Origin of the sequence: Rhodanobacter sp. MP1X3 (assembly GCF_014207165.1) — a bacterium.
Taxonomy (GTDB): Bacteria; Pseudomonadota; Gammaproteobacteria; order Xanthomonadales; family Rhodanobacteraceae; genus Rhodanobacter.
The window spans coordinates 562,989-587,948 of sequence record NZ_JACHCO010000001.1 but is presented as its reverse complement, the minus strand read 5'-3'; the positions used below and the strand labels follow the sequence as shown (position 1 = coordinate 587,948).

At 62.1% G+C, this 24,960-nt stretch carries 23 protein-coding genes and 1 riboswitch; of the genes, 12 read left to right on the top strand and 11 right to left on the bottom strand.

The window, feature by feature from the left end; all coding sequences use genetic code 11:
- Window positions 1–88: 88 nt before the first annotated feature.
- From HDE79_RS02350 to ttcA, 3 genes are all read right to left on the bottom strand, one after another.
- Window positions 89–1,006 carry a recombination-associated protein RdgC gene (locus HDE79_RS02350; RefSeq protein ID WP_184600310.1) on the bottom strand — a complete coding sequence of 306 codons (918 nt, stop codon included), beginning with the start codon at window positions 1,004–1,006 and terminating at the stop codon, window positions 89–91.
- Window positions 1,007–1,100: 94 nt separating this feature from the next.
- The gene (locus HDE79_RS02345) at window positions 1,101–2,303 is read right to left on the bottom strand and encodes an amino acid aminotransferase (RefSeq protein WP_184600309.1); all 1,203 of its coding nucleotides are present in this window, start codon (window positions 2,301–2,303) and stop codon (window positions 1,101–1,103) included.
- Window positions 2,304–2,375: 72 nt separating this feature from the next.
- A complete protein-coding gene (gene ttcA, locus HDE79_RS02340) occupies window positions 2,376–3,236 on the bottom strand; it encodes a tRNA 2-thiocytidine(32) synthetase TtcA (RefSeq protein ID WP_184600308.1) in 861 nt (286 codons plus the stop codon).
- A 125-nt stretch (window positions 3,237–3,361) separates the two neighbouring features.
- Between ttcA and HDE79_RS02335 the strand changes: the two genes are divergently transcribed.
- Window positions 3,362–3,568, top strand: coding sequence for a DUF465 domain-containing protein (locus tag HDE79_RS02335; protein WP_184600307.1), 207 nt, complete (start codon window positions 3,362–3,364; stop codon window positions 3,566–3,568).
- A gap of 369 nt (window positions 3,569–3,937) precedes the next feature.
- Window positions 3,938–4,546 (top strand): GNAT family protein, encoded by a 609-nt coding sequence (locus tag HDE79_RS02330; protein ID WP_184600306.1) that lies wholly within the window; start codon window positions 3,938–3,940, stop codon window positions 4,544–4,546.
- A gap of 16 nt (window positions 4,547–4,562) precedes the next feature.
- On the opposite strand, the gene pssA is transcribed toward HDE79_RS02330, so the two are convergent.
- Both pssA and HDE79_RS02320 read right to left on the bottom strand, forming a co-directional pair.
- Entirely contained in the window at window positions 4,563–5,963 is a 1,401-nt protein-coding gene (pssA, locus tag HDE79_RS02325; protein WP_184600305.1) for a CDP-diacylglycerol--serine O-phosphatidyltransferase, read from the bottom strand.
- Between the two features lie 96 nt (window positions 5,964–6,059).
- On the bottom strand, window positions 6,060–6,473 hold the full coding sequence (locus HDE79_RS02320; RefSeq protein WP_184600304.1) for a DUF4156 domain-containing protein: 414 nt from the start codon (window positions 6,471–6,473) through the stop codon (window positions 6,060–6,062).
- A gap of 379 nt (window positions 6,474–6,852) precedes the next feature.
- On the opposite strand from HDE79_RS02320, the gene HDE79_RS02315 reads away from it, so the two are divergent.
- The 7 genes from HDE79_RS02315 (at window position 6,853) to HDE79_RS02285 (ending at window position 11,895) form a co-directional block, all read left to right on the top strand.
- Window positions 6,853–7,056, top strand: coding sequence for a hypothetical protein (locus HDE79_RS02315; RefSeq protein ID WP_184600303.1), 204 nt, complete (start codon window positions 6,853–6,855; stop codon window positions 7,054–7,056).
- A 78-nt stretch (window positions 7,057–7,134) separates the two neighbouring features.
- On the top strand, window positions 7,135–7,605 hold the full coding sequence (gene trmL / locus HDE79_RS02310; RefSeq protein ID WP_184600302.1) for a tRNA (uridine(34)/cytosine(34)/5-carboxymethylaminomethyluridine(34)-2'-O)-methyltransferase TrmL: 471 nt from the start codon (window positions 7,135–7,137) through the stop codon (window positions 7,603–7,605).
- 173 nt (window positions 7,606–7,778) lie between these two features.
- On the top strand, window positions 7,779–8,444 hold the full coding sequence (locus HDE79_RS02305) for an SCP2 sterol-binding domain-containing protein (protein ID WP_184600301.1): 666 nt from the start codon (window positions 7,779–7,781) through the stop codon (window positions 8,442–8,444).
- The gene (gene ubiB, locus HDE79_RS02300) at window positions 8,441–10,090 is read left to right on the top strand and encodes a ubiquinone biosynthesis regulatory protein kinase UbiB (RefSeq protein ID WP_184600300.1); all 1,650 of its coding nucleotides are present in this window, start codon (window positions 8,441–8,443) and stop codon (window positions 10,088–10,090) included. The genes HDE79_RS02305 and ubiB overlap by 4 nt, the downstream gene beginning before the upstream one ends.
- A gap of 9 nt (window positions 10,091–10,099) precedes the next feature.
- Window positions 10,100–10,870 (top strand): pseudouridine synthase, encoded by a 771-nt coding sequence (locus HDE79_RS02295; RefSeq protein ID WP_184600299.1) that lies wholly within the window; start codon window positions 10,100–10,102, stop codon window positions 10,868–10,870.
- A 9-nt stretch (window positions 10,871–10,879) separates the two neighbouring features.
- Window positions 10,880–11,302, top strand: a complete 423-nt coding sequence (arfB, locus tag HDE79_RS02290; protein ID WP_184600298.1) for an alternative ribosome rescue aminoacyl-tRNA hydrolase ArfB — start codon at window positions 10,880–10,882, stop codon at window positions 11,300–11,302.
- Window positions 11,299–11,895 (top strand): 1-acyl-sn-glycerol-3-phosphate acyltransferase, encoded by a 597-nt coding sequence (locus HDE79_RS02285; protein ID WP_184600297.1) that lies wholly within the window; start codon window positions 11,299–11,301, stop codon window positions 11,893–11,895. The genes arfB and HDE79_RS02285 overlap by 4 nt, the downstream gene beginning before the upstream one ends.
- A gap of 18 nt (window positions 11,896–11,913) precedes the next feature.
- Here HDE79_RS02285 and HDE79_RS02280 read toward each other — a convergent pair whose 3' ends face one another.
- Window positions 11,914–12,903, bottom strand: coding sequence for a LysR family transcriptional regulator (locus HDE79_RS02280; RefSeq protein WP_255488285.1), 990 nt, complete (start codon window positions 12,901–12,903; stop codon window positions 11,914–11,916).
- A 172-nt stretch (window positions 12,904–13,075) separates the two neighbouring features.
- Here HDE79_RS02280 and aceB point away from each other — a divergent pair, with 172 nt between their 5' ends.
- The gene (gene aceB, locus HDE79_RS02275; protein ID WP_184600295.1) at window positions 13,076–14,671 is read left to right on the top strand and encodes a malate synthase A; all 1,596 of its coding nucleotides are present in this window, start codon (window positions 13,076–13,078) and stop codon (window positions 14,669–14,671) included.
- 34 nt (window positions 14,672–14,705) lie between these two features.
- Window positions 14,706–15,995 (top strand): isocitrate lyase, encoded by a 1,290-nt coding sequence (aceA, locus tag HDE79_RS02270; protein WP_184600294.1) that lies wholly within the window; start codon window positions 14,706–14,708, stop codon window positions 15,993–15,995.
- A 96-nt stretch (window positions 15,996–16,091) separates the two neighbouring features.
- On the opposite strand, the gene HDE79_RS02265 is transcribed toward aceA, so the two are convergent.
- From HDE79_RS02265 to HDE79_RS02245, 5 genes are all read right to left on the bottom strand, one after another.
- Complete coding sequence (locus HDE79_RS02265; RefSeq protein WP_184600293.1) at window positions 16,092–17,768, bottom strand: ShlB/FhaC/HecB family hemolysin secretion/activation protein; 1,677 nt, start codon at window positions 17,766–17,768, stop codon at window positions 16,092–16,094.
- Window positions 17,769–17,858: 90 nt separating this feature from the next.
- Complete coding sequence (locus tag HDE79_RS02260; protein WP_184600292.1) at window positions 17,859–19,316, bottom strand: collagen-like triple helix repeat-containing protein; 1,458 nt, start codon at window positions 19,314–19,316, stop codon at window positions 17,859–17,861.
- A gap of 501 nt (window positions 19,317–19,817) precedes the next feature.
- Window positions 19,818–21,617, bottom strand: a complete 1,800-nt coding sequence (locus tag HDE79_RS02255) for a sodium:proton antiporter (RefSeq protein WP_184600291.1) — start codon at window positions 21,615–21,617, stop codon at window positions 19,818–19,820.
- Window positions 21,618–21,980: 363 nt separating this feature from the next.
- Entirely contained in the window at window positions 21,981–23,480 is a 1,500-nt protein-coding gene (locus tag HDE79_RS02250; RefSeq protein WP_184600290.1) for a YifB family Mg chelatase-like AAA ATPase, read from the bottom strand.
- Between the two features lie 162 nt (window positions 23,481–23,642).
- Window positions 23,643–23,900, bottom strand: coding sequence for an accessory factor UbiK family protein (locus HDE79_RS02245; protein WP_184601070.1), 258 nt, complete (start codon window positions 23,898–23,900; stop codon window positions 23,643–23,645).
- Between the two features lie 217 nt (window positions 23,901–24,117).
- Here HDE79_RS02245 and glnK point away from each other — a divergent pair, with 217 nt between their 5' ends.
- Window positions 24,118–24,456, top strand: coding sequence for a P-II family nitrogen regulator (gene glnK / locus HDE79_RS02240; RefSeq protein WP_184600289.1), 339 nt, complete (start codon window positions 24,118–24,120; stop codon window positions 24,454–24,456).
- A gap of 161 nt (window positions 24,457–24,617) precedes the next feature.
- Window positions 24,618–24,833, top strand: a riboswitch (cobalamin riboswitch).
- Window positions 24,834–24,960 lie beyond the last annotated feature (127 nt).

Here is a 24,960-nt window from a genome sequence, read left to right as displayed (position 1 = left end):
CCTGGGTGCGAAGCGACCCGGCCCGAAGGGTTGAGCCGTGGCGGCTGCCACGGCTCAAGCGGGCTATGGGGAGATGATGGAAAGGCTCTCAAGCATCGGCCGGGCGCGGCAAGCCAAACCACTCCTCGAGTTTGCCCAGCAAACGTTCCAGTTCCAGCGTCAAAAGGGCGAAGCTGGCGTCCATTTCGGCGTGCGCGTCCTGTTGGCTGTCGCCTAGCTCGTCCATCACCACGTCGAGGAATTTCAGCTTGCGGATGATCAGATCCTCGCCCAGCACGAAGCTGATGCGATCGTCAAAGGTCAGCCCCAGCAGGAAGACCTGCTTGCCGTTGCGCAGGTGCTCCTTCACTTCCTCGGCATCCAGATCCTGGCGGCGGCATTTGGCGATCGCACCGGTGGCGGTGGCCGGATCGCGCAGTTCGCATTCATCGCCCAGGGTCAGGCCAGCCGGCAGGTTGCCGTTGGCCAGCCAGTCGGTCATCAGCACGCGCGGGCCTTCCTCTGGCGCCAGCGGTACGGCAGGAAAGCTGCCCAGCGCTTCGCGGATCTGGGTCAGGGCGTTTTCGGCGGACTTGCGGCTCGAGGTATCCAGCACCAGCCAGCCGTTTTTCATGTCGACATAGGCGGACATGCGCGAGGTGCGCACGAAGGCGCGCGGCAGCAGCTCGTTCAGCAGATCCTCCTTGATGCGCTTGCGCTCACGGCCGCCGACCTTGCGGCCCTCTTCCTCGGCAATCTTCTGCACCTTGCGTGACAGCTCCTCGTTGACCACCTGCGCGGGCAGCAGCTTGTCTTCACCGCCGACGGTGACCAGGGTGCACTGCTTAACCGCGTGAGTGAGCGGCGCTTCCTCGCCGCGCCCGACCGGCGGCACAAAGCCCTTGGTGAACATTTCCAGCGGGCCACAGGGACGCAGGCGATGTTCGACCAGCACGTCATCGAGGCGTTTCAGATCGGTGGCAACAGCGGGGGAAAAACGGAACAGCGTGAGATTGCGAAAAAACATGAGTATCCGAATGATGATCGCCCGAAGGCGGGAACGGCTGCGCCACCACCCGGGCGATCCCGGAGGACCACCGTCGGATGGTGACCTGCGATATTCAACGGCTGACGGTGGCGACGGCCGCGGCGACGGTTTCCAGGTTGTCGCGATTGAGCGCGGCCACGCAGATGCGGCCGCTGTCCAGCGCGTAGATCGCGTACTCGTCACGCAGGCGATGAACCTGGGCCTTGCTCAAGCCCGAGTACGAAAACATGCCGGCCTGGCTCTGGATGAAGGCGAACTGCGTGGCGCCGTGCGCGGCTAACCGCTCGACCATGCCTGCACGCATCGCGTGGATGCGTGAGCGCATCTCGCCCAGCTCCTGCTCCCACTGCGCGCGCAGCTCGGTGCTGCCGAGCACGCCGGCCACCAGCGCGGCGCCGTGCGTGGACGGGCTGGAATAGTTGGCACGAATGGTCTGCTTGATCTTCGACAGTACGCGTGCCGCCTCGTCACGGTTGGCCGCCACCATCGACAGCGCACCAACGCGCTCGCCATACAACGAGAACGACTTGGAATACGAGTTGGCCACCACGAACGCTTCGATACCGGAGGCCGCCAGCAGGCGCACCGCGGTCGCGTCCGCATCCAGACCCTGATCAAAACCCTGGTAGGCCAGATCGACGAACGGCAGCAGTTGGCGCTCCATCAGCAGTTCGATCGTCTGCGCCCACTGCGCCGCATCGAGGTCGACGCCAGTCGGGTTGTGGCAGCACGCATGCAGCAGCACGACCGTGCCCGGCTCCAGCTTGCCAAGATCTGCCAGCATGCCGGCGAAATCCAGGCCATGGCTGGCTTCGTCGTAATAGCGATAGTCGAGCAGTTCGAAACCCGCGGTACGGAAAATCACATGGTGATTGCCCCAGCTCGGGCTGCTGATGGCAACCTTCCCGCTGCTGCCTTGCACCTGCTTGAGCAGGTCGGCCGCCACCCGCAACGCACCACTGCCGCCAACCGTTTGCGCGGTAGCCACGCGACCGGCCTCAAGCACCGGCGATCCCAGGCCGAACAGCTGCTGCTGGGTGAGCTGGTTGTAGGCCGGCATGCCATCGATCGGCAGATAGCCGCGCGGCTTCGCTGCTGAAGCCAGCGCCTTCTCCACTTCATAGACCGAGCGCAACAACGGCACATGCCCCTGTTCGTCGACGTAAATACCCACGCCCAGATTGATCTTGCCCGGGCGCGTATCAGCAACAAAGGTTTCAGTCAGACCCAGGATCGGATCGCCCGGGGCCATTTCAACGGATGCAAAGAAGGACACAGTGGGTACTCGGTAAGAAAAATGAAGAAATCAGGAATGGGGAGTCAATCGGGAAAGTGGCAGCACTCAAGCTTACGAGACCGCCGTCTCATCCGCCGCGTTCACCTGCCATGCGGACGAATCCACAGCATGCATGCCCGCGGCGGAAAAATCGAACAGCTGGCGATCGGCGAGGTGCGAGGGTGACACATGGGCCAGTGCGCGAAAAATATTCTCGCTGCGGCCGGGCTGCAGAGTTTCCCACTCGTCCAGCATCCGTTGCACGGCCTTGCGCTGCAGATTTTCCTGCGAGCCACAGAGGTTGCACGGAATGATCGGAAACTGTCGCTGCGCAGCGTAATCGGCGATATCGCTTTCCCGGCAATACGCCAGCGGCCGGATCACCACGTGACGGCCGTCGTCAGAACGCAGCTTGGGCGGCATCGCCTTCAGCTGCGCCTGATAAAACATGTTCAGGAAAAACGTGGCGAGGATGTCATCGCGATGATGGCCCAGTGCAATCTTGCTGATGCCGTTGACCGCTGCCCAGCTGTAGAGCGCGCCGCGGCGCAGGCGCGAGCACAGGCTGCACATGGTCTTGCCGGCTGGAATCACCCGCGTCACCGTGCTGTAGGTGTCCTGCTCGATGACATGGAACGGCACACCGCGTGCGCGCAGGTAGTCCGGCAGCACCTGTTCGGGGAAATCCGGCTGCTTCTGGTCCAGATTCACCGCGATCAGCTCGAAGCGCACGGGTGCCCTGGCCTGCAGCTGCAGCAGCATTTCCAGCAGGGTGTACGAATCCTTGCCGCCGGACAGGCAGACCATCACCTTGTCGCCGTCCTCGATCATGCCGAAATCGCCGATCGCCTGCCCGACCTGATGGCGTAGGCGCCTCGCCAGTTTGTCGGCCTCGGCAGCGGGCGGGCGGTGGATATGGGGTTGAGCGGACATGGCAGCCAGGAACACAAAGATTAACCTCATTGTAGCGGGCTGGCCGATCGGCTTTCGGCCTTACCAAACAGCACAAAGATCGGCGCTAGACTAGGAGGCTTCCTCCCCAGCCGATGCCAGTCGCCATGCAGGTCAAGGATCACGCCAACCTCGTTCACTTGCTGGCCGAACTGCGGGTGGAACATCGCGATCTCGATCTGGCGATTCACCAGCTGGCCGCCGGACTCAGCCGGGACGAGTTGCAGCTGACCCGACTGAAGAAACGCAAGCTGTTGCTGAAAGACAGCATCGCCCGCCTCGAAAGCAAGCTGATCCCCGATCTGGATGCCTGATCGTTAGAGCCTGTTCACGATCTCCACGTAGCCCGCGTTGTGCCGTGGCGGCCGTCCGGCGGTGGTGCGTGGTTTACACCTTTCTCGGTGCGCAGCGCCTAACTGGTGGTCAGGTCAAGCCGCGCACCGAGAAAGGTGCAAGCGCTACCGCCGGACGGCCCGCCACGACGCAACCCTTCGGGCCGGGTCGGCTTGCACCCATGCCAGCGTCATCACTCGGTCGTGTACCGACGTACACTCCCTCCTTCTTCCTTGGCCTGTGCGCAAACCGCTCCCGGCGCGGGCCACGTGGAGATCGTGAACAGGCTCTTAGGGAATCGATCGTGCGTTCGCACTGCACGAGCACCATCAACTCTTACCGGAATACCGATGCCACCACTCGCACCCGTTACGCTGCAGGACGACCACGTCGTCCTCGAACCCTTGAGCCTCGATCACGTGGCCGCACTCGAAGCGGCAGCGGCGGATGGCGAACTGTGGAACCTGTGGTTTACCAGCGCGCCGGCGCCGGGACAGGCCAGTGCTTATGTCGAAGCAGCCCTCAAGGGGCACGCTGGCGGCCTGATGCTGCCCTTCGCGATACGTGAGAAAACCAGCGGTGCCATCGTCGGCACCAGCCGCTATTACGACATCGTGCCCGAGCTGCCGCGACTGGCGATCGGCTACACCTGGTATGCGAAAAGCTGGCAGAAAAGCCACCTCAACACCGCCTGCAAGCGCCTGCTGCTGCGCCACGCATTCGAGTCACTGGATTGCGTTGCAGTGGAGTTCCACACCGACCATCGCAACCTCGATTCGCAGCGCGCGATCGAACGGCTTGGCGCCCAGCGCGATGGCATCCTGCGCGCGCACAAGCGCCGCCCCGATGGCACGCTGCGCAACACCGTCTGCTACAGCATCCTCGCCGACGAATGGCCGGACGTGGATCGCTGGCTGGGAATGCGGCTGAATCGACTGCTCATCCCTCGGCCGCGATGACGTCAGGCACGAACACTCACATAATCCGATTGACTAGCCGATCGAGCCGCGTGCGATTGAGCCGCTTCAAATTTTTGCGCACCTCCGCCGGATAGCTTCGCGGACTTTCCAGCGCGAGGTCGCTGGATAGCCGCACGGCGTGCTGCTTCAGCGCCGTCCATTCCGCTTCGTGCTTGGCCTTGAGCCGATGCGCGGGATCACGCAACAGCAGGCCGTTTTCCAGATCCAGCGCCCACGCGCGTGGATTCAAATTGTTGCCAGTGATAACGGCCACATCGTCGTCGACGAACAAGCCCTTCAGGTGGTAGCTGTTGTCGCCATCGCGCCACAGGTAAACATTGAGTTGACCACTGGCGATCTGCTTGCGGTGCGCACGTGCAAAGCGGCGCAGGTTGTTCTCGTACAGATACGGCAGCAGGCCGATGGTGCGGAACGGCTGCGGCGGAGGGATGTAGAAATCATTGGCGGTCTTGTCGCCGACCATGATGTGGATCTCGCAGCCGCGCCGCAGCAGCTGGCCGAGCACGAGGCGTACCGGTCGCGGCAAGTTGAAGTACGGCGTCAGCAAAATCACCCGTCGGCGCGCGCCGCGCAGCAGAGCCAGCAGCACATCGTTGAGTACGTTGTCGGCGCGACCGAACCCCAGCAGCGGTGTCACTGCCACATCGGTATCGCCCAGCACATCATGCGGCACGTCGTAGCGTGCCTGATCCAGATCCTGTCGAAACGTGCGAATGGCCGGATACAGGCTGCGCGTAGTCGGTACTTCGGGCACATTCAATCGGCGCACCGCCTCGCCTTCGACAAAGTGACGCCGCAGGAATTCAGCCATCGCGTCCGCCAGTTCGCGATGCTGCAGTCGATGGTAACGATCGAGACGATAACGCCCCTGCTTGGCCAGGTAGACGTCGTTGAAGCTGGCGCCGCTGTAGAGCACGGTGTCGTCGATGATCACGCCCTTGAGATGCAGCACGCCGAACAGCTCGCGGTTCTGCACCGGCACGCCGTAGATCAGCACGCCGGGGCCCAGACGCATGGCGTATTCGCGATACATGCCGGCGTTGCCTTCACTTTTCTGCTTGCCGATCAGCCCGCGCTGCGCACGATGCCAGTCGACGAACACCGAAATCTGCAACGCGGGATTCTTCGTCCGCGCCGCATACAGGGCATCGAGCACTTCACGGCCACCGTCATCGTCCTGCAGATACAGCGCCACGATCAGGATGCGTCGGGTCGCCTGAGCAATGGCCTGCAGCAACGCCTGTCGGAATGCCGCGGGATCCGGCAGCACCTCGATCGCATCGGCCGATATGGCGAAAAACGGTAGCGCATCCAGCAGCGCCTGCGCCACGGCCTTCTGCCGAAATGGCAGCATGCGCTTGGCCAGGCGCTGCGGCGCCTTCATCAGATTATTCATGGATGCATGAGTCCTTCAGCATGCCCACGCCGCCAGCCGCGATGACGTGCTTCCGCGGCGAACATCTGGCAATGCATTCGCGATGCAGGAAACGCCTCAGCCGCTGTGCACCGGGAAGGTCTGCGCATTACCCGCCGGCGCCGGCGAGCTCGAGTTGTTCGGCGCAACCGGTGGTCGAGCGGCTGGACCGACTGGTCGTGCCCCGCACTGGTAAGCACCCCACGGCTGCGAGCCGTCGGTGGGATCCGCCAATGGCTTGATGGTATCGGCGTGCAGCTCGGCCGCCTGGTTGCGCGCCAGCACTTCAAGTTCATCGCGCACGGTGATGTTGTTGCGATCGACCGGACCGATGTGATCCTGCACGGACACCGTGACCTTGCCCATGTCGCGGCAACCCGACACATCACCGCCCCACGCGGTACGCACGTTCTTGGCCGCATCATCCAGCGTGATGCCATAGGTGCAAGCACTCAACAGTACGGGAACGAGCAACAACAGGGTCTTGCGCATGGACGACTCCGTAGCGGTGACTTGAAAGAAAGTACCGGCTCCGCGCCGGCATTCCGACATCCTAACGCGAGGATGCGGCGGCGTCCGCAATCGGCCCCGGACGCACGTTACGTGGGCCCTGATCGCGGTCGTCGCCGGCCGCGCGGATTGCACCCGCGAAATGGATGCCCGCCGTGCCGACACGGTCTGCCGCGACTCGCCGTTGTGAGTGTCCGCCTGTCCGTTGGCCGCAGGCGACCGTCCGCGGACAATTCGGACGCTAGCTCATCGATTATAAAAATTCATATATATCAATCACCTAAATTGAATAAACCACTTGGCACAGCGATTGCAATTGGTTAACTGCAGAGGTAATTCCTACCTCACTGGAGAAACCGTCATGAAATTCGAAACCTTTATGTTGCACAGCCTGTTTGTCGCCTGTTTCGCCGTCTGCGCACTGATCATGGGCGCCATGCTGAATACCAATCCGCAGAACCTGCAGCACGGCATCGCCAATCCGGTTGCCAGCGCTCTGCTGACTGCTCCGACCAGCTGCGCGATGCGACCTGATGGCGTGGTCTGCCCGACGCTGCACGGCTGAGCCCGGCAAGTCTTTGATTGATTGATCCAAGATTGATCGCGGCCACGCATACCTACCAGGCTGCGCGATAATGGGCGGATGCTGCAGGTCATCCTCTTCCGTCCCGAGATTCCGCCGAACACCGGCAACGTGATTCGCTTGTGCGCGAACACCGGCACCGTGCTGCATCTGATCCGACCCTTGGGTTTCGAACTGGACGACGCGCGCCTGCGCCGCGCGGGACTGGATTACCACGAATACGCCAGCCTCAACGTGCACGACAATCTGGCCAGCTGCCTCGACGCGATTGGCAGGCCGCGCGTGTTTGCCTTCACCACCAAAGGCACGGTAGCTCACGTGGATGCGCGTTTTGCCGCAGGCGATGCCCTGCTGTTCGGCTGCGAAACCGCCGGCCTGCCGAGCGACGTGCTGAAGACGATTCCAACCGCGCATCGATTGCGCCTGCCCATGCGCCCGGACAGCCGCAGCCTCAACCTTTCCAACACGGTGGCCATTGCCGTCTACGAAGCCTGGCGCCAGCTTGGCTTCGAGGGCGCCATGCAGGTCTGAGAAGCTGTTTAAAAACCTACTGCGCTCGGTATTTCGGGCGCGTACGGTGCTCGGAATCCTCATGTACCCCTACGTACACTCCGGTTCCTGCGCTCCGTGCGCACCCGAAATCCCTTCGCTCGCTACGGTTTTTAAGCAGCTTCTGAGGCAGGCTTGCCGGCTACAATCGCGGAATGACTGACGTTACCCCCAACTCTTGGTTACCGCAGCCGCTACGCCGACTCGCCGGCCGTGCGCTGGAAACCGCGCTGAACCACACGCTGTCGCTGGACCCCGACACGCAACAACGACTTGTCGCTCTGAACGGCCGCCGCGTGCAACTGCACCTGCGCGGGCCGGAAATTGCACTGGCGATCACGGTGACCGATGGACACCTGAACGTCGGACCGCCTGAAGAGAACGCAACCACCTCCAGCAGCCAGCTGCGCGTCGCCGCCACACCGGGCAGTCTGCTGGCGATGCTGTTCAAGCGCGACGATGACGGCATTTCACCTGGCAAGGTGGACATTGCTGGCGACGCTGAACTGGCACGACGACTGGAAAAACTGGCCAGTACGTTCGCACCCGATTTCGAGGAGGCGTTCGCTCGTACCTTTGGCGACGTGCTGGGCGTACCGCTGGCCAAAGCCGTGCGCAAGGCGCTGACTCATGCGCGCGAAACCGCTACACACCTGACCGAAGACGGCGCCGATTGGCTCCGCGAGGAATCACGCATCGCCCTGGCGCCCGGCGAAGTCGAGGGCTTCCTCGATGGCGTTGATACTTTGCGCGAGCGCAGCGAACGACTGGAGTCACGCATGCAACGACTCGCCCGCCGCCTGCAGGGCAACGCCGCATGACGCCTCTTCGAGTGTTGCCGGGCCTGCTGCGAGTCGGCTCGGTGTTGCTGGCTTATCGACTCGACGAACTGATCGGCGACGGCAGCCGCATCAACCCGATGAAATACCTTCGCCCGCTGGCGGCGAAACCACGTGTCGACGTGCGTCAGCTCTCTCGTGGCGAACGCCTGCGGCTGGCGATGACCGAGCTGGGACCGATCTTCGTCAAGGCCGGCCAGGTGCTGTCGACGCGGCGCGATCTGATACCTGCAGATATCGCCGACGAGCTGTCGTTGCTGCAGGATCAGGTCGAGCCATTTCCAGGCAACGAGGCGCGCGCGATCATCGAGCGCGAACTCAAATCGCCGATTGGCCTTCTATACGGCCAATTCGATGAAACGCCACTGGCCTCCGCCTCGATTGCCCAGGTTCATGCGGCCGTTCTGCATGACGGCAGCAAGGTCGTCGTAAAGGTATTGCGCCCGGGCATCGATGTACGGATTGCCCGCGACGTGCGGCTGCTGAAGTCGCTGGCCGAGCTGGCCCAACGCTGGCATCCCAAGGCTGACAAGATTCGCCCACTGGAAATCGTCGCCGAAGTCGAAAAAATGCTGGAGAACGAGCTCGATCTGCAGCGCGAAGGCGCCAGCGCCAGCCTGCTCAAGCGCAACTTCGCCAGTGGCGAGGATCTCTATGTGCCGGCCGTGCATTGGGATTTCACCACGCAGCGCGTGCTGACGCTCGAGCGCGTATACGGCATCAGCGCCGACGACATCGTCGCCATCACTGCGGCCGGGCTCGATCGCAAGAAACTGGCTGCCAAAGGCGTGCGCGTGTTCTACGAACAGGTGTTCCGCGACAATTTTTTTCACGCCGACGCACATCCGGGCAACATCTGGGTCGACCCCTCGCGCCTCGACGAGCCGCGCTTCATCGCGCTCGATTTCGGCATCATGGGCTCGCTGCCGGAGACCGACCAGTATTTCCTGGCCCAGAATTTCATCGCGCTGTTCGAACGCGACTACGCGCGCATCGCGCAACTGCATGTGGCAGCCGGCTGGATGCCGGCGAACATGCGGCTGGATGAACTCGAGGCCGCGATACGCACTGTGTGCGAGCCGTATTTCACCCGCCCGCTGTCGCAGATCTCGCTGGCCGAGCTGGTGGTGAAACTGTTCCGCACCGCCCAGCGCTTCGAACTGACCCTGCAACCGCAGCTGATCCTGCTGCAAAAGACGCTGCTCAATATCGAGGGCGTCGGCCGCATGCTCGATCCGGACATCGACATCTGGGCGGTGGCGCATCCGGTGCTCAAACGCATCCTGCGCGAGCGCTATAGCCCGTTGCGCACGCTGCGTGATGTACGCAAACGCCTGCCCGAGTGGCTGCACAGCGCACCACAGTTTCCGGAGCTGATGCGCGATGCGCTTCGTCAAATCGGCCGCGGCGAACAGCGCACCGTGCCTGATCCGCAATGGCTGAAACTGCAGCATGACAGCGCCCGTCAGCAGCAACGACTGCTCGCCTGCAGTCTGCTGGGCAGTTCGCTGATGATCAGTGCCGCACTGATGTGGACACTGGCCCCGCAGCACGGTCCGCTACCACCGCTGTGCGAAAGCATCGCCGGCCTGCTGGCGTTCGCCGTCGGCTGGCCGCGCTCGCGCTGATATACGCACATGATCGAGATTCTCCATCAGGACGATGACCTGATCGCGGTCAACAAGCCCGCAGGTCTGGCCGTGCATCGCTCGAAGATGGTCGGCAATGCCGAGGAATTCCTGATCGATCTGCTGCGCGAACAGCTTGGCGGCACCGTCTACCTGGCGCATAGGTTGGATCGCGCCACCAGCGGCGTGCTGCTGATCGCTCGTTCCAGTGAAATTGCCGCGGCGCTGGGCGAGCAATTCATGGGCCGCTCGGTGCGCAAGCAATACCTCGCGGTGGTGCGCGGCTGGCCTGAGCCGGAGGAAGGCGTGATCGACTACGCCCTGCCCGGCTCGCGCGAAACCGGCCCGCGTCGCGAGGCCAGCACGCGTTATCGGCGCTTGGCCACCATTGAAGTACCAATCGAGCTGGGCCGTTATCCGCAGCAGCGTTATGCGTTGGTGCTGGCCGAACCGGAAACGGGCCGTTTCAGGCAAATCCGCAAGCACCTGGCGCACATCCACCACCCGGTGATCGGCGACTGCCAGCATGGCCGCGGTGATCACAACCGTTTGTACAAGCAGTACTTCGGCTGTCATCGCATGTTGCTGCATGCGCAACAGCTGCGTTTTGCGCATCCGCTAGATGGCAGGCCGATGTCGATCGATGCGCCACTGGATCGCGAGTACACGAACCTGTTGACGCGATTCGGCTGGTCGATGCCAATGCTCGACGATGCAGTCAGCGACATGACTACCGCGTTGACCGACGGGCAGCCCACGGATGAATCGCGCGCCAGCTAAACTGCGCGCATGTTGATCATCAGTCCTTCCATCACGTTGCCGGAATCCGAGCTGGTCGAGCGTTTTCTGCGCGCCGACGGTCCGGGCGGACAACACGTCAATCGCACCGAGAGTGCGGTGGAGTTGCGCTTCGACGTGGTCCACTCGCCGTCACTGCCCGACGAGGTCCGGGAACGCCTGCTGGCGCGGCGCGATCGCCGGCTTACGAGCGAAGGAGTCCTGGTGATCCAGGCGCGGCGCTTCCGCGATCAGGCACGCAATCGTGATGACGTGCGCGAGCGGCTGATCGAGATCATTCGCAGCGTACTGATCCCGCCGAAGAAGCGCCTGGCGACCAAACCGACGAGAGCGTCGAAAGAGCGCCGCCTGGTCGGCAAGCAGCAGCGCGGCAAGACCAAGCAGAACCGTTCGCGCAAACCGGATCTCGAATGAAGGGATACCTTCCGGCACCAACGCGGTTGCCACCGCACATGCCGCACCTGAGTGACCAATGGCGACGCAAGACTTGCCGTGCCGTGCTGCGGCTGTGCGGCTGGAGCCTCGTTGGTGAATTTCCCGATGTACCCAGGGCAGTACTCATCGTCGCCCCCCATTCGTCGTGGTGGGATGGTGTCTGGGGCCTGCTCTTGAAGGTAGGTATCGGTGCCGACGTACGGTTCATGGGCAAACAGGAATTGTTTCACGGCCCACTCGGCGGATTGCTGCGCCAGCTTGGCGGCATGCCCATCGATCGCGGTGCTGCCAAAGGCGTGGTCGAGCAGATGATCGATCAGTTCCATCAGCGTGATGCGTTATGGCTGGGCATTGCGCCGGAAGGTACGCGCAAAGCTGTGACACGCTGGAAGAGTGGTTTTTGGCACATCGCCCGCGGCGCCGGTGTACCGATCGTGACGGCCTACTTCAACTATCCCGACAAGACCATCGGCATCGGTCCGCTGTTTGAGACCAGCGACGACATGGACGCAGATATTGCCCGCCTACGCGCGTTCTACGTGCCGTTCAAAGGCAAACACCGTAACGTTTGAGTGGTCTTCAATGGCGCATCAGCGCTGCGAGTGTCCCGACTCGTCGTAGTCACGGGTCAGCAGGCCCGGTCGGATCAGATCAACAAACGCGCGTGCCTCGGTGCTGAGAAACTTGCCCTTGCGGATCACCACGCCGTAGCTGCGCTGCGGGAAATACTGCTTCATGTTGCGCACGGCCAACCGACTGGCATCCGCTTTGGTAATGCAGATGCCGGTGACGATGGAAATACCCAGACCCATCGCCACGTATTCCTTGATCACATCCCAGCCACCCACTTCGATCGCCACGTGATAAGGCACCTGGCGCTGCTGGAATACCAGGTCGACCAGCCGGTAAGTCGACAAGCGCTGCGGCGGCAGAATCAGCCCGTAAGCAGACAGATCCTCCAGCACGATTTTTTCCTTCGCCGCCAGCGGATGATCGAGCGGCATGATCAGCATCGGATCGTAGTGATGCACTGGCTCCCATGCGATGTCGTTGGGCACGTCGAGCATCGAGCCCACCGCGAAGTCGGCGTCATCGGCACGCAGCATCGCCAGACCGTCCTTGCCGGTGACATTGGCCAGCTGCAGATGCACGGCGGGATAGCGGTCACGATAGCGGCGCACCAGCTCGGGTAGCAGGTACTGGATGGTCGAGGTGCCAGCAGCGATGGTCAGGCGACCGCCCTGCAGTCCTTTCACCCGCGCCTGGAAATCGCGATCCAGCGTCTCCCAGCCTTCAACCAAAGGTCGCGCCAGCTCATACAAGGCTTCGCCGGCGTCGGTGAGGTTGATGCGACGACGACGACGCTCGACCAGGCTCGCACCGAGTTCACGCTCCAGCGCCTGTAATTGAAGCGTGATGGTTGGCTGTGAGAGGTAGAGCGACTCGGCCGCGCGGGTCAGCGAACCCAGTTTCACCATGGCGACAAAGGCTTTCAGCTGCTTGTGACGGTTGCCCTTGTAATAGAAGCGTTCTGCGCCTTGCTCCTTGACGGACTCGCCATGACTGGCTTTTTTAACCATGCGCTTGCGCACGGTTTTTGCTTCATTCATGGCTTTCTCGGTCCTTTTCATGGCGCCCTTTCAATACGTTAGCGAATGTATTAATAAAATCAATACTTATGATTGAAACATTCACTTTGTCAAACACTGATCTTTAGCCTAGCTTGAACTTCTCACGAAACGGAGTGCGGTCATGGCAGTACCCAAAGAAAAAGTCGATACCAGCGGCATCGAGATCCACGCCAATTGGGCCGGTTACGAAAGTGTATTGACCCCCGCCGCGCTGGCATTCCTGACCCAGCTGCATCGCGGCTTCAACGGCCGCCGTCAGGCGCTCCTGCTATCCCGCCGCGAGCGTCAGGCTGGTTACGACGCCGGTGGTCTGCCGAATTTTCGCGAGGACACCAAGACGATCCGCGACAGCGACTGGCGCGTCGCGCCGATCCCTGCAGCACTGCAGGATCGCCGCGTCGAGATCACCGGTCCGGTCGAGCGCAAGATGATCATCAATGCGCTGAACTCGGGCGCCAAGGTGTTCATGGCCGACTTCGAGGATTCCTCGTCACCCACCTTCGCCAACCAGCTGGTCGGCCAAATTAATCTGCGCGACGCGATCAACGGCACGATCGAGTTCACCTCACCCGAAGGCAAGCAGTACAAGGTCAACGACAAGCCTGCCGTGCTGATTGTTCGCCCACGGGGCTGGCATCTGCCGGAGCGCCACGTCAGGGTCGACGGCGAAATCATGGCCGGCGCATTGGTCGATTTCGGCCTGTACGTTTTCCACAACGCCCACGCGCTGCACAAGCGCGATCTTGGCCCGTATTTCTACCTGCCCAAGCTCGAAGCCATGGAAGAGGCCGCGCTATGGGATGACGTGATGGCCCTGGCCGAGGCCGAGTTGAACCTGCCGACCGGCACGATGAAAGCCACCGTGCTGATCGAGACGCTGCCGGCGGTGTTCCAGATGGACGAGATCCTGCACGCGCTGCGTGATCGCATCGTCGGCTTGAACTGCGGCCGCTGGGATTACATCTTTTCGTACCTGAAAACGCTGCGTGGCCATCGCGACCGGCTGCTGCCGGAGCGCGGCCAAGTGTTGATGACGGTGCCGTTCCTGAAAAATTATTCGGAGTTGCTGATCAAGACCTGCCACCGCCGCGGCGCGTTCGCGATGGGCGGCATGGCGGCGCAGATTCCGATCAAGGGTGACGATGCCGCCAACGAGGCCGCGATGACCAAAGTGCGCGCCGACAAGCTGCGCGAGGTGAAAGCTGGTCACGACGGCACCTGGGTCGCGCATCCGGCCCTGGTGGCTGTCGCCCAGGAAATTTTCGATCAGCATATGCCGTCGCCAAACCAGCTCGATGTGCTGCGCAGCGACGTCAACGTGGTCCGCGATCAGCTGATCGAGCCGTGCCTGGGCACCATCAGCCGCGACGGTTTCGAGAACAACATCGAAGTCTGCCTGCGCTACACCGCGGCCTGGATGGATGGCCTCGGCTGCGTACCGATCCACAATCTGATGGAAGACGCGGCAACCGCCGAAATCGCCCGCGCCCAGCTATGGCAGTGGCTGCATCACGGCGGCCTGGAGTTTCCCGACCACGCGCCGATCGACTTCGCGCTCTTCGATCAGATCCTTGCTGCCCATACACATCGCGTCGGCGAGAGCGATTTGCCCGGCGCATCCCATGCCGCCGCCGCCGCCGCACTGATTTCCACTTTGACGCATGCCGACCAACTCGGCGATTTCCTCACCCTGCCCGCCTACGAACAGCTCGCCTGAGCCATTTCGCCTTTATTTTTGTCTGGAGCATGTCATGAGCAACAAACTGCCAACCGCTGAACAGATCACACAGGACTGGAAAACCAATCCCCGTTGGGCCGGCATCGAGCGCAACTATTCCGCTGACGACGTCGTGCGCCTGCGCGGCACCATCGGCGTCGAGCATACGCTGGCCCTCCGCGGCGCTGAGCGCCTGTGGACATCGCTGCACAAGGAAGATTTCGTCAACGCGCTCGGTGCGCTGACCGGCAATCAGGCCATGCAGCAGGTCAAGGCTGGCCTGAAGGCGATCTACCTCAGCGGCTGGCAGGTCGCTGCCGATGCCAACGTCGCCGGCGAGATGTATCCCGACCAGTCGCTGTACCCGGCCAATTCGGTGCCACTGGTGGTCAAGAAGATCAACAACACCCTGCTTCGCGCCGACCAGTTGCACCATGCCGAGGGCAATGACGACACCGACTGGCTGGTGCCGATCGTGGCCGATGCCGAAGCCGGCTTCGGCGGTGTACTGAATGCGTTCGAGCTGATGAAGTCGATGATCGAAGCCGGCGCCGCCGGCGTGCACTTCGAAGACCAGCTGGCCTCGGTGAAGAAATGCGGCCACATGGGCGGCAAGGTGCTGGTGCCGACCCGCGAGGCCGTCGACAAGCTCAATGCCGCGCGTCTGGCTGCCGACGTCTGCGGCGTGCCGACCCTGCTGGTCGCCCGTACCGATGCCGATGCCGCTGACTTGCTGACCTCCGACGTTGATGCCAACGACAAGGACTTCATCACCGGCGAGCGCACGGTTGAAGGTTTCTACCGCGTGCGTCCCGGCCTCGACCAGGCAATCAGCCGCGGTCTGGCTTACGCCCCATACGCCGACTTGATCTGGTGCGAAACCAGCAAGCCGACGCTGGACGACGCGCGCAAGTTCGCCGAGGCAATCCACGCCAAATTCCCGGGCAAGATGCTGGCCTATAACTGTTCGCCAAGCTTCAACTGGAAGAAGAATCTGGACGACGTCACCATCGCCAATTTCCAGAAGGAACTAGGCAAGATGGGCTACAAGTTCCAGTTCATCACCCTGGCTGGCTTCCACAGCCTCAACTACGGCATGTTCGATCTGGCGCACGGCTACGCGCGCCGCCAGATGAGCGCCTTCGTCGAGCTGCAGGAGAAGGAATTCGCCGCCGCCGAGCGCGGCTTCACCGCCGTGAAGCATCAGCGCGAAGTCGGCACCGGCTACTTCGATCAGGTGACCCAGGCGATCCAGCAGGGCCAGTCGTCGACTACGGCGCTGACCGGCTCGACCGAGGAGTCGCAGTTCCACCACGCCGCCTGATTGATTGCGCTGTGCGAGAACGCCCGCTGAGAAGCGGGCGTTTTCGTATGGCCGTCCAACCCTCGCTTCGACCAAACGACTATTGGGCCGGCCGATCTAAAGAAAGGAATAGCTGAATCCGAGATCGAAGCGCACTGAATTGTCGCGGATACCAGGCAACTGACTGGATATTGGCTGCGCCGCTGAAACGTCAATGTTGTAATGCTTGCCATCGGAAAGGCGCAGCCCGAGCGCCACCGTGCCAAGGTGCCCCTCCGACGCGGTGTCACCGTTGGCAAACGCACGCGCGTATTGCGCCGACAGATACGGCGTCAGCGACGTGAGCCAATGCTGTGTCACGCCGAACCGGCGATTGATCTCGTAACCGGCACCCCAGCCATAATCACCGCTGAGAATGCCCGGATCGTAAGCCAGGCCATAGCGTGGGCCACCAAAAGCAATCTGTTCGCCCGAGGCGAGACGATCGCGACTGTACTGCCCCGAAAATGAAAGTACCGAACCGAAGTGATCAGGCCATTGCGTACTCATCGTGGCATCGACATTGAATCGAGTGAAAGCGGTATCCGGCAGCTCGCCGGGAAATGCGCCCGGCACATTACTCGACACGTTCACTGACGCACCGAACGCGTTGAATCCGTGCGCTATGCCGACGGTAACCGTGCGAACTGTCTGCGCGCTGCTCGCGCGCCAGTCCAGCCCCAGGGTAGCCACATGCAAATCACTGTCTGATGAAAGCTGCGCGCCGTTATCCAGATTGAGATAGTGATCGGATTGCCGGGCCGAGTAGATACCTGCGCTGGCCACCAAGCTTTGGCTGTTGTCCAGCAACACGGCATCACGCAACGATGCTCCCACCCGGTTCTGATCGACTCGGTGCTCCAGCCCCGCTGGCAGTTCCTGGTCGGTGTCGGGGTTGCCGCGATAATTCGATCCATCCAGCCGCCAGCTCCAGCCACGACTGCCTAACGGCTGCGTCCACGAGCCTGCCAGATAATGTTCGGAACCTTGGCCATTGGGATAAAGCGTTGACAGCGTTACCTGCTCGCCGAGCGGCGTCAGCCCGTTGAGGGTGACATTGATCAGACCTCGCACACCGGGATGATTGACGTCGACGCCTCCGGTCACAGCGACGCGCCGACGCGTCACTTTCAACTGCAGCTCTGCCGCACCATCGGTGGTCGTGGGCGGCGGTACATTGGCTGTCACCACAACGCCGGGAAGCTGTCCCATCAACTGCGTATAACGCTCGAAGGTTGCCTGGCGTAACGGCCGATCGGCCTGGATATGCTTGGCCAGTCCGCGCAAGCGATGCTCCATATTGCCGGCATCGCCTGTCAGCTGGACACGGGCGACATAACCTTCGACCGCAACCACTTTCACCACACCATTGGCAAAATTTTGTGTGGGTATATAACAAAACGAAAGCGCATAACCCGATTTGCGGTAACGCGCCGTACACCGGTCCGCCTTGGCCAGCACATCGGCCACCGTAACCTCGTGGCCGATCAGCGTATGAAAGTCGTCAGCCACAACGCGAAACGGCAACGCATGCATGTCCGCCAATTCAATCCGGCGCGGCGTCAGCTTCATGCCAAGCAGGGCTTCAAGGGCGGGATTCCGGTGCGTCGAGAAACTGGAACTCACCTTGACGTGAGACGGTAACGGCGGCGTTATCGGCAAGACCTGCAATGGATTGGCCGATGGCAGCCGCGTCTGCGCCTGTGCACTTATCGACAGCATCATCAGCACGACAATCTGCGCGATCTTGTTCAAGCCAAACCCCTTTGCAAGGCACGTGGGAAGAACGGAGCCCTTTTACGGACTCCGTCATGTTTCTAACGTGAGGTCATTCAATCAATCCAATCAATCGGACTTGTGACCGAGAATCCCCGTACCGAGCAATCCACCCGAAGTGCTGCTCGTCGTATTCCCAAGGTTGCCACTGGTCAAATTGGCTACCCCGTTGACTACGTTGCTCAGTCCTTGCGTCAGTGGCTGCAATGGACCGTTATTCGCGGCGGTCACACCGCTTCCGACCGCGGCCACGCCACTGCCCACCTGGCCAACTAGCGCTCCAACGGGTGTGGTAACCGACGACAACGGACCGGTACCCAGACTGGCAACCACTTGGCCAACACCGTTGACCGTGGCACCGAGACCCGTCACACCTCCCGCCACGCCACCGACCGTCACGCCAACCGGATTGGCGATGGCGCCGCTCTGCCCCAGGCCAGCCGTAACGCCGCTACCAACAGTCGCCAGCGAACCCCCGAGCGTCGTAACCGTAGCTCCGAGCGCGGATGTGGTGCCATTGCCAAGCCCGGGAACCGATTGCGAAGAAATCCCATTACCGATCCCGGCAACCAGAACACCACCGCCGACAGTGGCATTGCCGGCCAAGGTCGATACACCGGCAACGAGGTTTCCGCCACCAATTTGACCACCCGATTGCTGACCCAGGCCGGCTACCGTGGTGAGTACGCTGCTCAGCGGCTGGGTAAGCGCGTTGCCATACCCGGAGGCCAGCCCCGCACCGAGCACAGTGCCAAGATTGTCGACGCTTTGACCAACGACCGAGACACCATCGCCTACTGCGGAGGTGATTGGCTGGATCGGCGATCCCTGAAATGCGCCTACCGTGCCCACAGTCTGACCAAGCTCGTTCACCGCCTGACCAGCCGCATTGACGACATTGCCTGCGCTATCGAGCGTCACTCCCACAGGGTTGGCGATATTGCCTGTCTGACCGATACCTGATGTGACCCCGTTGCCCAGGCTCGATACGGCCTGACCGACATCCGTCACCACCTTGCTGAGATCCGCTGTGGTCGGAGTGTCGCCGCCCAGTAGCGTCTGGTTTGGCAATTGCGAAGCGATGGTTCCGACCGCACTGCCAACGTCACTGACCGTATTGCCTGCTGCGGTGCCGATCGCGCCGAGCAGATTGACAGGGACCACGGTGCCGTCACCGCCCGTTCCACCGCCGCCGGTACCGCCACCTCCGGTTCCACCGCCGCTGCTACCGCCGCCGCCCGTTCCACCGCCACTGCTACCTCCGCTTCCATCGCCGCCGCTACCGCTGCCTCCGGTTCCCCCGCCGCTGCCGCCGCTTCCTCCGGTTCCGGTTCCGCTGCTACCTCCGGTTCCACTCCCATCTCCCGAACTCCCGCTAGCGGCACCACCCGGGCTGACTGTGCTCGAACTATTGGAGTGATGAGTCGAACCCGAACCGCTGCAGGCACTCAACGAGACTGCCACAGCCGCCATGCAGGTAACCAGAATGCTCGAACGCAATACACTGAGACGCAATGCCGTACGCATGTCCAACCTCCGGGAAGCACGCTGCTTCCATCATGAATCGTGGTGATTCAACCGATTTATTCCACTGATTCAAATGACTGTAAGGTTTGCAGTGAAATCTTCGGACTTCGTCGATTTTTCGCGCAACTTGTCGCTATCTTCTTCCAGTAACAAATTCGTAAAGTGTGACGTAGATCACATAATCAACAATCACAAAATCTACACATGATGCAGCTTGTTTAAACGCAAATACCTGTTTTTACTTGGTTTAAGCATAAAAACCCATCGTAAAAATCCACTGCCCAGAATTTGCCCCGACTGAGGCGCCGGAATTTTGTTGCAGCGAGCCTTGAGATGCGCCGGGTACCGGCTCAGATCAGGGCCATTCGGTTGGCGCAGCAGGCGGATCAAACCGCGAACTCTGTCCCCGACACGCTTCCATCCATGATTGATTTGGTGGTGGCAATGACGAGGATGTATTCCATCAGACCGTACCCGGAGCGAGCCTGTTTCGGTCGTCGGCTAAGCGATGGCGGCGGCTGGGGTCGAGCAGACCAAGGCGATCACCGTCCATCCAGCCTTCGGCTCAAGCACGCGTTTGGTCGAGGCAACCTGCAAGGCACCTCTCTCGTCCACGCCGAACATGAGCACGGTGTGTGAGCCGTACTGCTCGATGAAGTGTGGCCAATCAAACGTGGTGCTGAGCTTGGTTGACTTGACCCGCCAGCCTTGATCGAGCATCTCGGCGAAGCGGCCGTGCGTCATCTGCTCGTCGAACAATGGCGGTGCCAGCAAACTGCCGGGCAAGGCTGCACGGTCGGTGTTTTCCTGCGGGCTCAGATTGCGCAGCCGGTAGATTTTCTGACGGCCGAATTCCTGCCGGTAATGCACGCAGGCCAGCGAGTTGCGCTCGCGATGGGTCGACATGGCCAGCAACCGGCCAATACCGGTGAGATCGAGATTGCGTTCCGCGTGGGTCGATGCCGGGTTGCCGTAGAAGGTTGTCAGCCCATCCATGCGCGCCTTGCGGATCTGGTTCCAGTCGTCGTCGGCCAGCACCACGCGAAAGCCGGCTTCGGCCAACGCCGTGCCGATGGTTCGCGCCACGTGATCCGAGCCAAAAATCAGCACACCGCGCGGCTCCGGCTCGGCGACTTTCAGCCACAGCGCCAGCGGTCGTGCCGTGGCACTTTGCAACACCACGGTGCCGATGATCAGAGTGAACACCAGCGGCACCAGCGCATCGCCGCCGGCCACGCCCAGCGCATTCAGACGCAGCGCAAACAGCGCCGATACCGACGCCGCCACGATGCCACGCGGCGCGATCCAGCCGATCAGGGCGCGCTCGCGCCAGTTCAGTCCGCTACCTAAGCTCGACAAGGCGACCGATATCGGTCGCACAACCAGCTGTGCGATGACAAACAGCGCGATGCCGGCACCGAGCATGCCCGGCGGCAACGGCCAGTGCAGCCGAGCGGCCAGCAAGATGAAAAGCACCGATACCAGCACCGTGGTCAGGTTTTCCTTGAAATCGAGAATGTCGTCGATATGCACGCCACGCGCGTTGCCCAGCGCGATGCCCATGATGGTTACCGCCAGCAAACCCGATTCGTGCGTGATCACATTGGACAGGCTGAAAGCCAGCAGCACGGATGCCAGCACGGCAAAGTTCTGCAGGTATTCGGGGATCATCTGCCGGCGCAGCAAAAACGCCATCACGAACGCGGCCAGCGCGCCGATGACGATGCCGCAACCGATTGTGGCGAGAAAAATGCCGATGGTATGGCCCTCCTGCCGCGACACGATCGCCTCGTAGATCAACACGGCGAACAACGCGCCCAGCGGATCGATCACGATGCCTTCCCACCGCAAGGTGTTGCCGATGCGTGCGTTCGGGCGCACCGTGCGCAACATCGGTGCAATCACCGTCGGCCCGGTCACGCAGGCCAGCGCGCCAAACAGCAGCGCGATCGACCAGCTCAGCCCGGCCACGACATGCGCCGCCAGTGCCAGCAGCAGCAATGCGGTCACCGCGCCGTAACTGACCAGTCCGCGCACCACATGGCCGATGCCGGGAAGCTCGTGGAAGCGCAGGCTCAGGCTGCCCTCGAACAGGATCAGCGCCACTGCCAGGGATACGACCGGGAACAGCAGGCTGCCCAACAGCTTGTCCGGATTCACCAGGCCCGTGACCGGCCCCAGCAGGATGCCAGCCAGCAGGAGAAACAGGATCGCCGGCAGCTTTACCCGCCACGCCAGCCATTGCGCCAGAAAGCCGATCATCAGCATGCCGGCAAGCATCAGGCCGAGCTCGATAGTCATTCATGGTCCTTGAATAGGCAGCGAGGGCCTATCGGAGCATGCACCGATGGATGCGTCCAGTGAACGGCAACGGTAGACCACATCAGGCGATGAAACTAGGGCGTGTCATCAATGACCAAGCGGCCCGCGCCGGGAGCTGTTTGCGCGCAGGCCAAGGAAGAGCGAAGAAGTGTACGTCCGTACACGCCTGAGCGATGACGCAGGCCTGTGGGCAAATAGACCCGGCCCGCAGGGTTGCTTCGCTGTGGCCGCCATGCGGCAGCGCGCGGCTTGGCCTGACCGCCAGTCAGGCGCTGCGCCACGCCCTACCACCTGACAGCCACAGCGAAACAACGCGAGCCACTTGGTCATTGATGACACGCCCTAGAACCGCCGGTACTGCAATGCCTCGGCCAGATGTTCGCGTTCGAGCAGAGCCACGCCACCGTCAAGATCGGCGATGGTGCGCGCGACTCGCAGTACGCGGTGATAGGCGCGTGCCGACAGGCCGAGTTTTTCCAGTGCCGCTTCAAACCAGCGCCGCTCCGCCGGACCCAGCGCGCAGTCGCGCTCCAACTCACGCGTGGTGATTTCCGCGTTCGGGCGACCCGCCCGCATCAATGACTGGCGTCGCGCCTTGAACACGCGCTCTCGCACGGTAGCGGAATCCTCGTCCTGCGGATTCCGCGGGCCGCCAAGATCGGCCAGGGGAACTTGCGGTACCTCCACGCAGATATCGATACGATCGATCAGCGGACCGGAAATGCGCGAACGGTAGCGCAGGATCTGGTCGGGTGTGCAGTGACAGCGCTGACGCGGATCGCCAATGTAACCGCAGGGGCATGGGTTCATCGCCGCAACCAGTTGGAATTGCGCGGGGAAAGTGGACTGTCTGGCGGCACGCGATATCACGATATGACCCGACTCCATCGGCTCGCGCAGTACCTCCAGTACGTGCCGACTGAACTCCGGCAGCTCGTCGAGAAACAGCACGCCGTTGTGCGCCAGCGAAATTTCGCCCGGCCGCGGATACGAGCCGCCGCCAACCAGGGCGACCGCCGAAGCCGTGTGATGCGGCGCCCGAAACGGGCGACGACGCCACTGCACCAGATCGGTCTGCTGCCCGGCCACCGACAGCACCGCGCAGGTTTCCAGCGCTTCGGATTCCGACAACGGCGGCAGGATGCCCGGCAGGCGTTCGGCCAGCATAGTTTTGCCGGTGCCGGGCGGACCGATCAGTAAAAGATGATGGCCGCCGACGGCGGTGATCTCCAACGCACGGCGCGCCTGCTGCTGACCACGCACGTCAATCAGATCCGGACCATCGTAGGCGCCGCCATCGCTCGGCGTGCCGATCGGTGCCGACAACTCCAACGCGCCGCGCAGCCAGCCGCAAACTTCGGCCAGAGTGTCGGCAACCAGCACATCCACATCGGGCACCAGCGCTGCTTCGGGAGCGTTCTCGCGCGGTACCACCACGCGACGACCACGCGACCGCGCTCGCAACAGAGCCGGTAGCACGCCCGAAACGCTGCGCAATGCACCGGTCAGTGCCAGCTCGCCGAGAAACTCGCAGTCATCCAGCTTCTCGCGCGGCACCTGCCCACTGGCCGCCAGGATGCCCAGCGCAATGGCCAGATCGAAACGGCCGCCATCCTTGGGCAGCTCGGCTGGTGCGAGGTTTACTGTGACGCGACGATTGGGGTAGTCGAATGCCGTGTTCTGGATCGCCACCCGCACGCGATCACGCGCTTCGCGCACCGCTGCTTCAGGCAGGCCAACGATATTGGTGGATGGCAGACCACCGGAGAGGTGCACTTCCACCATCACCTGCGGCGCAGAAATGCCTTCCTGAGCACGGCTGAGCGTAACGGCAAGACTCATGCGACCAGGCTCATGCGACGAGGCGTCGTCGGCACCGTGGTGAGCCGCTCATGGTTACCGACATCGAGCGACTCCAGCAGCAGGACAAAAAACTAACCGCCCCCGACCGTTCTCGGGGTGAGGGTGACGGATCGGGGGCGGCTCCCGGGAGATTGACTGTGGCTAATTCCCGCGGGCAGTAACGGCAGCCTCAAGCTCGGCCACACGTCGCTCCAATTCGTCGACCTTTGCGCGGGTGCGCGCCAGCACCTGACTCTGGACGTCGAATTCTTCGCGGGTGACCAGATCGAGGCGGCGCAGTCCCTGCGCCAAAACATCTTGGAAGTTAGCCCGCAAATCCTGTTGCGCATCAGCCAATCCTGGCGGTACCAACGACACAAGTCGCGAGGCAATCTTGTCGATAACCTGCTTATCCATCATGGATAGCGCCTCAAGCTCGTCGGGATCAATCTTAGGTGAAGGGAAATCGGGTCTGCCATCGGGTTGCTCCGCCAGAAACTGTAAGGATTGTCCTACACGTATCGCTATCCACGCGACAATGCGTGGCACTGCAGGCAGAATGGATTGTCGCATCCAGCCCTCGCCGATGGTTTGGGCCGATGGTTTTTGCACTAATTGCATCTGACGGGAAAACACCATGAAACTGGTCGTGGCGATCATCAAGCCGTTCAAGCTGGACGACGTGCGCGAAGCGCTGGCCGAGGTCGGCGTACAGGGCGTGACGGTGTCGGAAGTCAAGGGCTTCGGCCGCCAGAAAGGCCACACCGAGCTCTATCGAGGTGCCGAGTACGTGGTCGACTTCCTGCCGAAGATCAAGATGGAGCTTGCGATTCCCGATGATCAGCTCGAGCGCGTGCTCGAAGCGATCCAGCATTCCGCCAGCACGGGCAAGGTCGGTGACGGCAAGATCTTCGTGACAGCACTGGAACAGGTTATCCGCATCCGTACCGGCGAAATGGATCACGACGCACTTTGAACCAGGGTGGTCCAGTCGACCCGACGAAGGCGCTCCGTCCGCAAGAAACTTCACCGTGCAAATAAATCCAGCCGCCGCGGCAGCCCGCGCCGGCTCTGGCCCCACGCGACTTATCCCCAGAACCATCCACAACTTGTTGGGTTGACCCTGCCTCCGGCACCCGATATGTTGTGTCCGTCGGTGCTCGACCAGACGTGATCGTCGGTCGGGCTTAAAAGGGAATCCGGTGTAAATCCGGAACTGCCCCGCAGCGGTAAAGCGGAAACGAACGCCTCCACATGCACTGGCCCTCCGCGGCTGGGAAGCGGGGGCAAGTAGGCGGATCGCAAGATCCACGTCCGCAAGTCCGAAGACCTGCCGGCACATTGGGGCGAACGTGCCCTGGTGCGTAGTGACGGCTTCCGTGGGGAGGTACGTCGCAGAGCAGGGCCGTGTGCGCCTGCCCTGTGATCCGTCCACGTTGCTGCCACTTCAGGCCCTGCCCGCGGGAGCAGGTGTTTGACT

Bases quoted from the DNA above. Each gene is read 5' to 3' on its own strand.
- ttcA (WP_184600308.1), bottom strand. From the start codon at position 3,236: ATGTCCGCTCAACCCCATATCCACCGCCCGCCCGCTGCCGAGGCCGAC.
- trmL (WP_184600302.1), top strand. From the start codon at position 7,135: ATGCTGCAGGTCATCCTCTTCCGTCCCGAGATTCCGCCGAACACCGGC.
- glnK (WP_184600289.1), top strand. From the start codon at position 24,118: ATGAAACTGGTCGTGGCGATCATCAAGCCGTTCAAGCTGGACGACGTG.
- HDE79_RS02350 (WP_184600310.1), bottom strand. From the start codon at position 1,006: ATGTTTTTTCGCAATCTCACGCTGTTCCGTTTTTCCCCCGCTGTTGCC.
- HDE79_RS02305 (WP_184600301.1), top strand. From the start codon at position 7,779: ATGACTGACGTTACCCCCAACTCTTGGTTACCGCAGCCGCTACGCCGA.
- HDE79_RS02255 (WP_184600291.1), bottom strand. From the start codon at position 21,617: ATGACTATCGAGCTCGGCCTGATGCTTGCCGGCATGCTGATGATCGGC.
- aceB (WP_184600295.1), top strand. From the start codon at position 13,076: ATGGCAGTACCCAAAGAAAAAGTCGATACCAGCGGCATCGAGATCCAC.
- HDE79_RS02315 (WP_184600303.1), top strand. From the start codon at position 6,853: ATGAAATTCGAAACCTTTATGTTGCACAGCCTGTTTGTCGCCTGTTTC.
- HDE79_RS02320 (WP_184600304.1), bottom strand. From the start codon at position 6,473: ATGCGCAAGACCCTGTTGTTGCTCGTTCCCGTACTGTTGAGTGCTTGC.
- HDE79_RS02285 (WP_184600297.1), top strand. From the start codon at position 11,299: ATGAAGGGATACCTTCCGGCACCAACGCGGTTGCCACCGCACATGCCG.
- HDE79_RS02245 (WP_184601070.1), bottom strand. From the start codon at position 23,900: ATGATGGATAAGCAGGTTATCGACAAGATTGCCTCGCGACTTGTGTCG.
- HDE79_RS02250 (WP_184600290.1), bottom strand. From the start codon at position 23,480: ATGAGTCTTGCCGTTACGCTCAGCCGTGCTCAGGAAGGCATTTCTGCG.
- HDE79_RS02330 (WP_184600306.1), top strand. From the start codon at position 3,938: ATGCCACCACTCGCACCCGTTACGCTGCAGGACGACCACGTCGTCCTC.
- aceA (WP_184600294.1), top strand. From the start codon at position 14,706: ATGAGCAACAAACTGCCAACCGCTGAACAGATCACACAGGACTGGAAA.
- ubiB (WP_184600300.1), top strand. From the start codon at position 8,441: ATGACGCCTCTTCGAGTGTTGCCGGGCCTGCTGCGAGTCGGCTCGGTG.
- HDE79_RS02295 (WP_184600299.1), top strand. From the start codon at position 10,100: ATGATCGAGATTCTCCATCAGGACGATGACCTGATCGCGGTCAACAAG.
- pssA (WP_184600305.1), bottom strand. From the start codon at position 5,963: ATGAATAATCTGATGAAGGCGCCGCAGCGCCTGGCCAAGCGCATGCTG.
- HDE79_RS02260 (WP_184600292.1), bottom strand. From the start codon at position 19,316: ATGCGTACGGCATTGCGTCTCAGTGTATTGCGTTCGAGCATTCTGGTT.
- HDE79_RS02335 (WP_184600307.1), top strand. From the start codon at position 3,362: ATGCAGGTCAAGGATCACGCCAACCTCGTTCACTTGCTGGCCGAACTG.
- HDE79_RS02280 (WP_255488285.1), bottom strand. From the start codon at position 12,903: ATGGTTAAAAAAGCCAGTCATGGCGAGTCCGTCAAGGAGCAAGGCGCA.
- arfB (WP_184600298.1), top strand. From the start codon at position 10,880: ATGTTGATCATCAGTCCTTCCATCACGTTGCCGGAATCCGAGCTGGTC.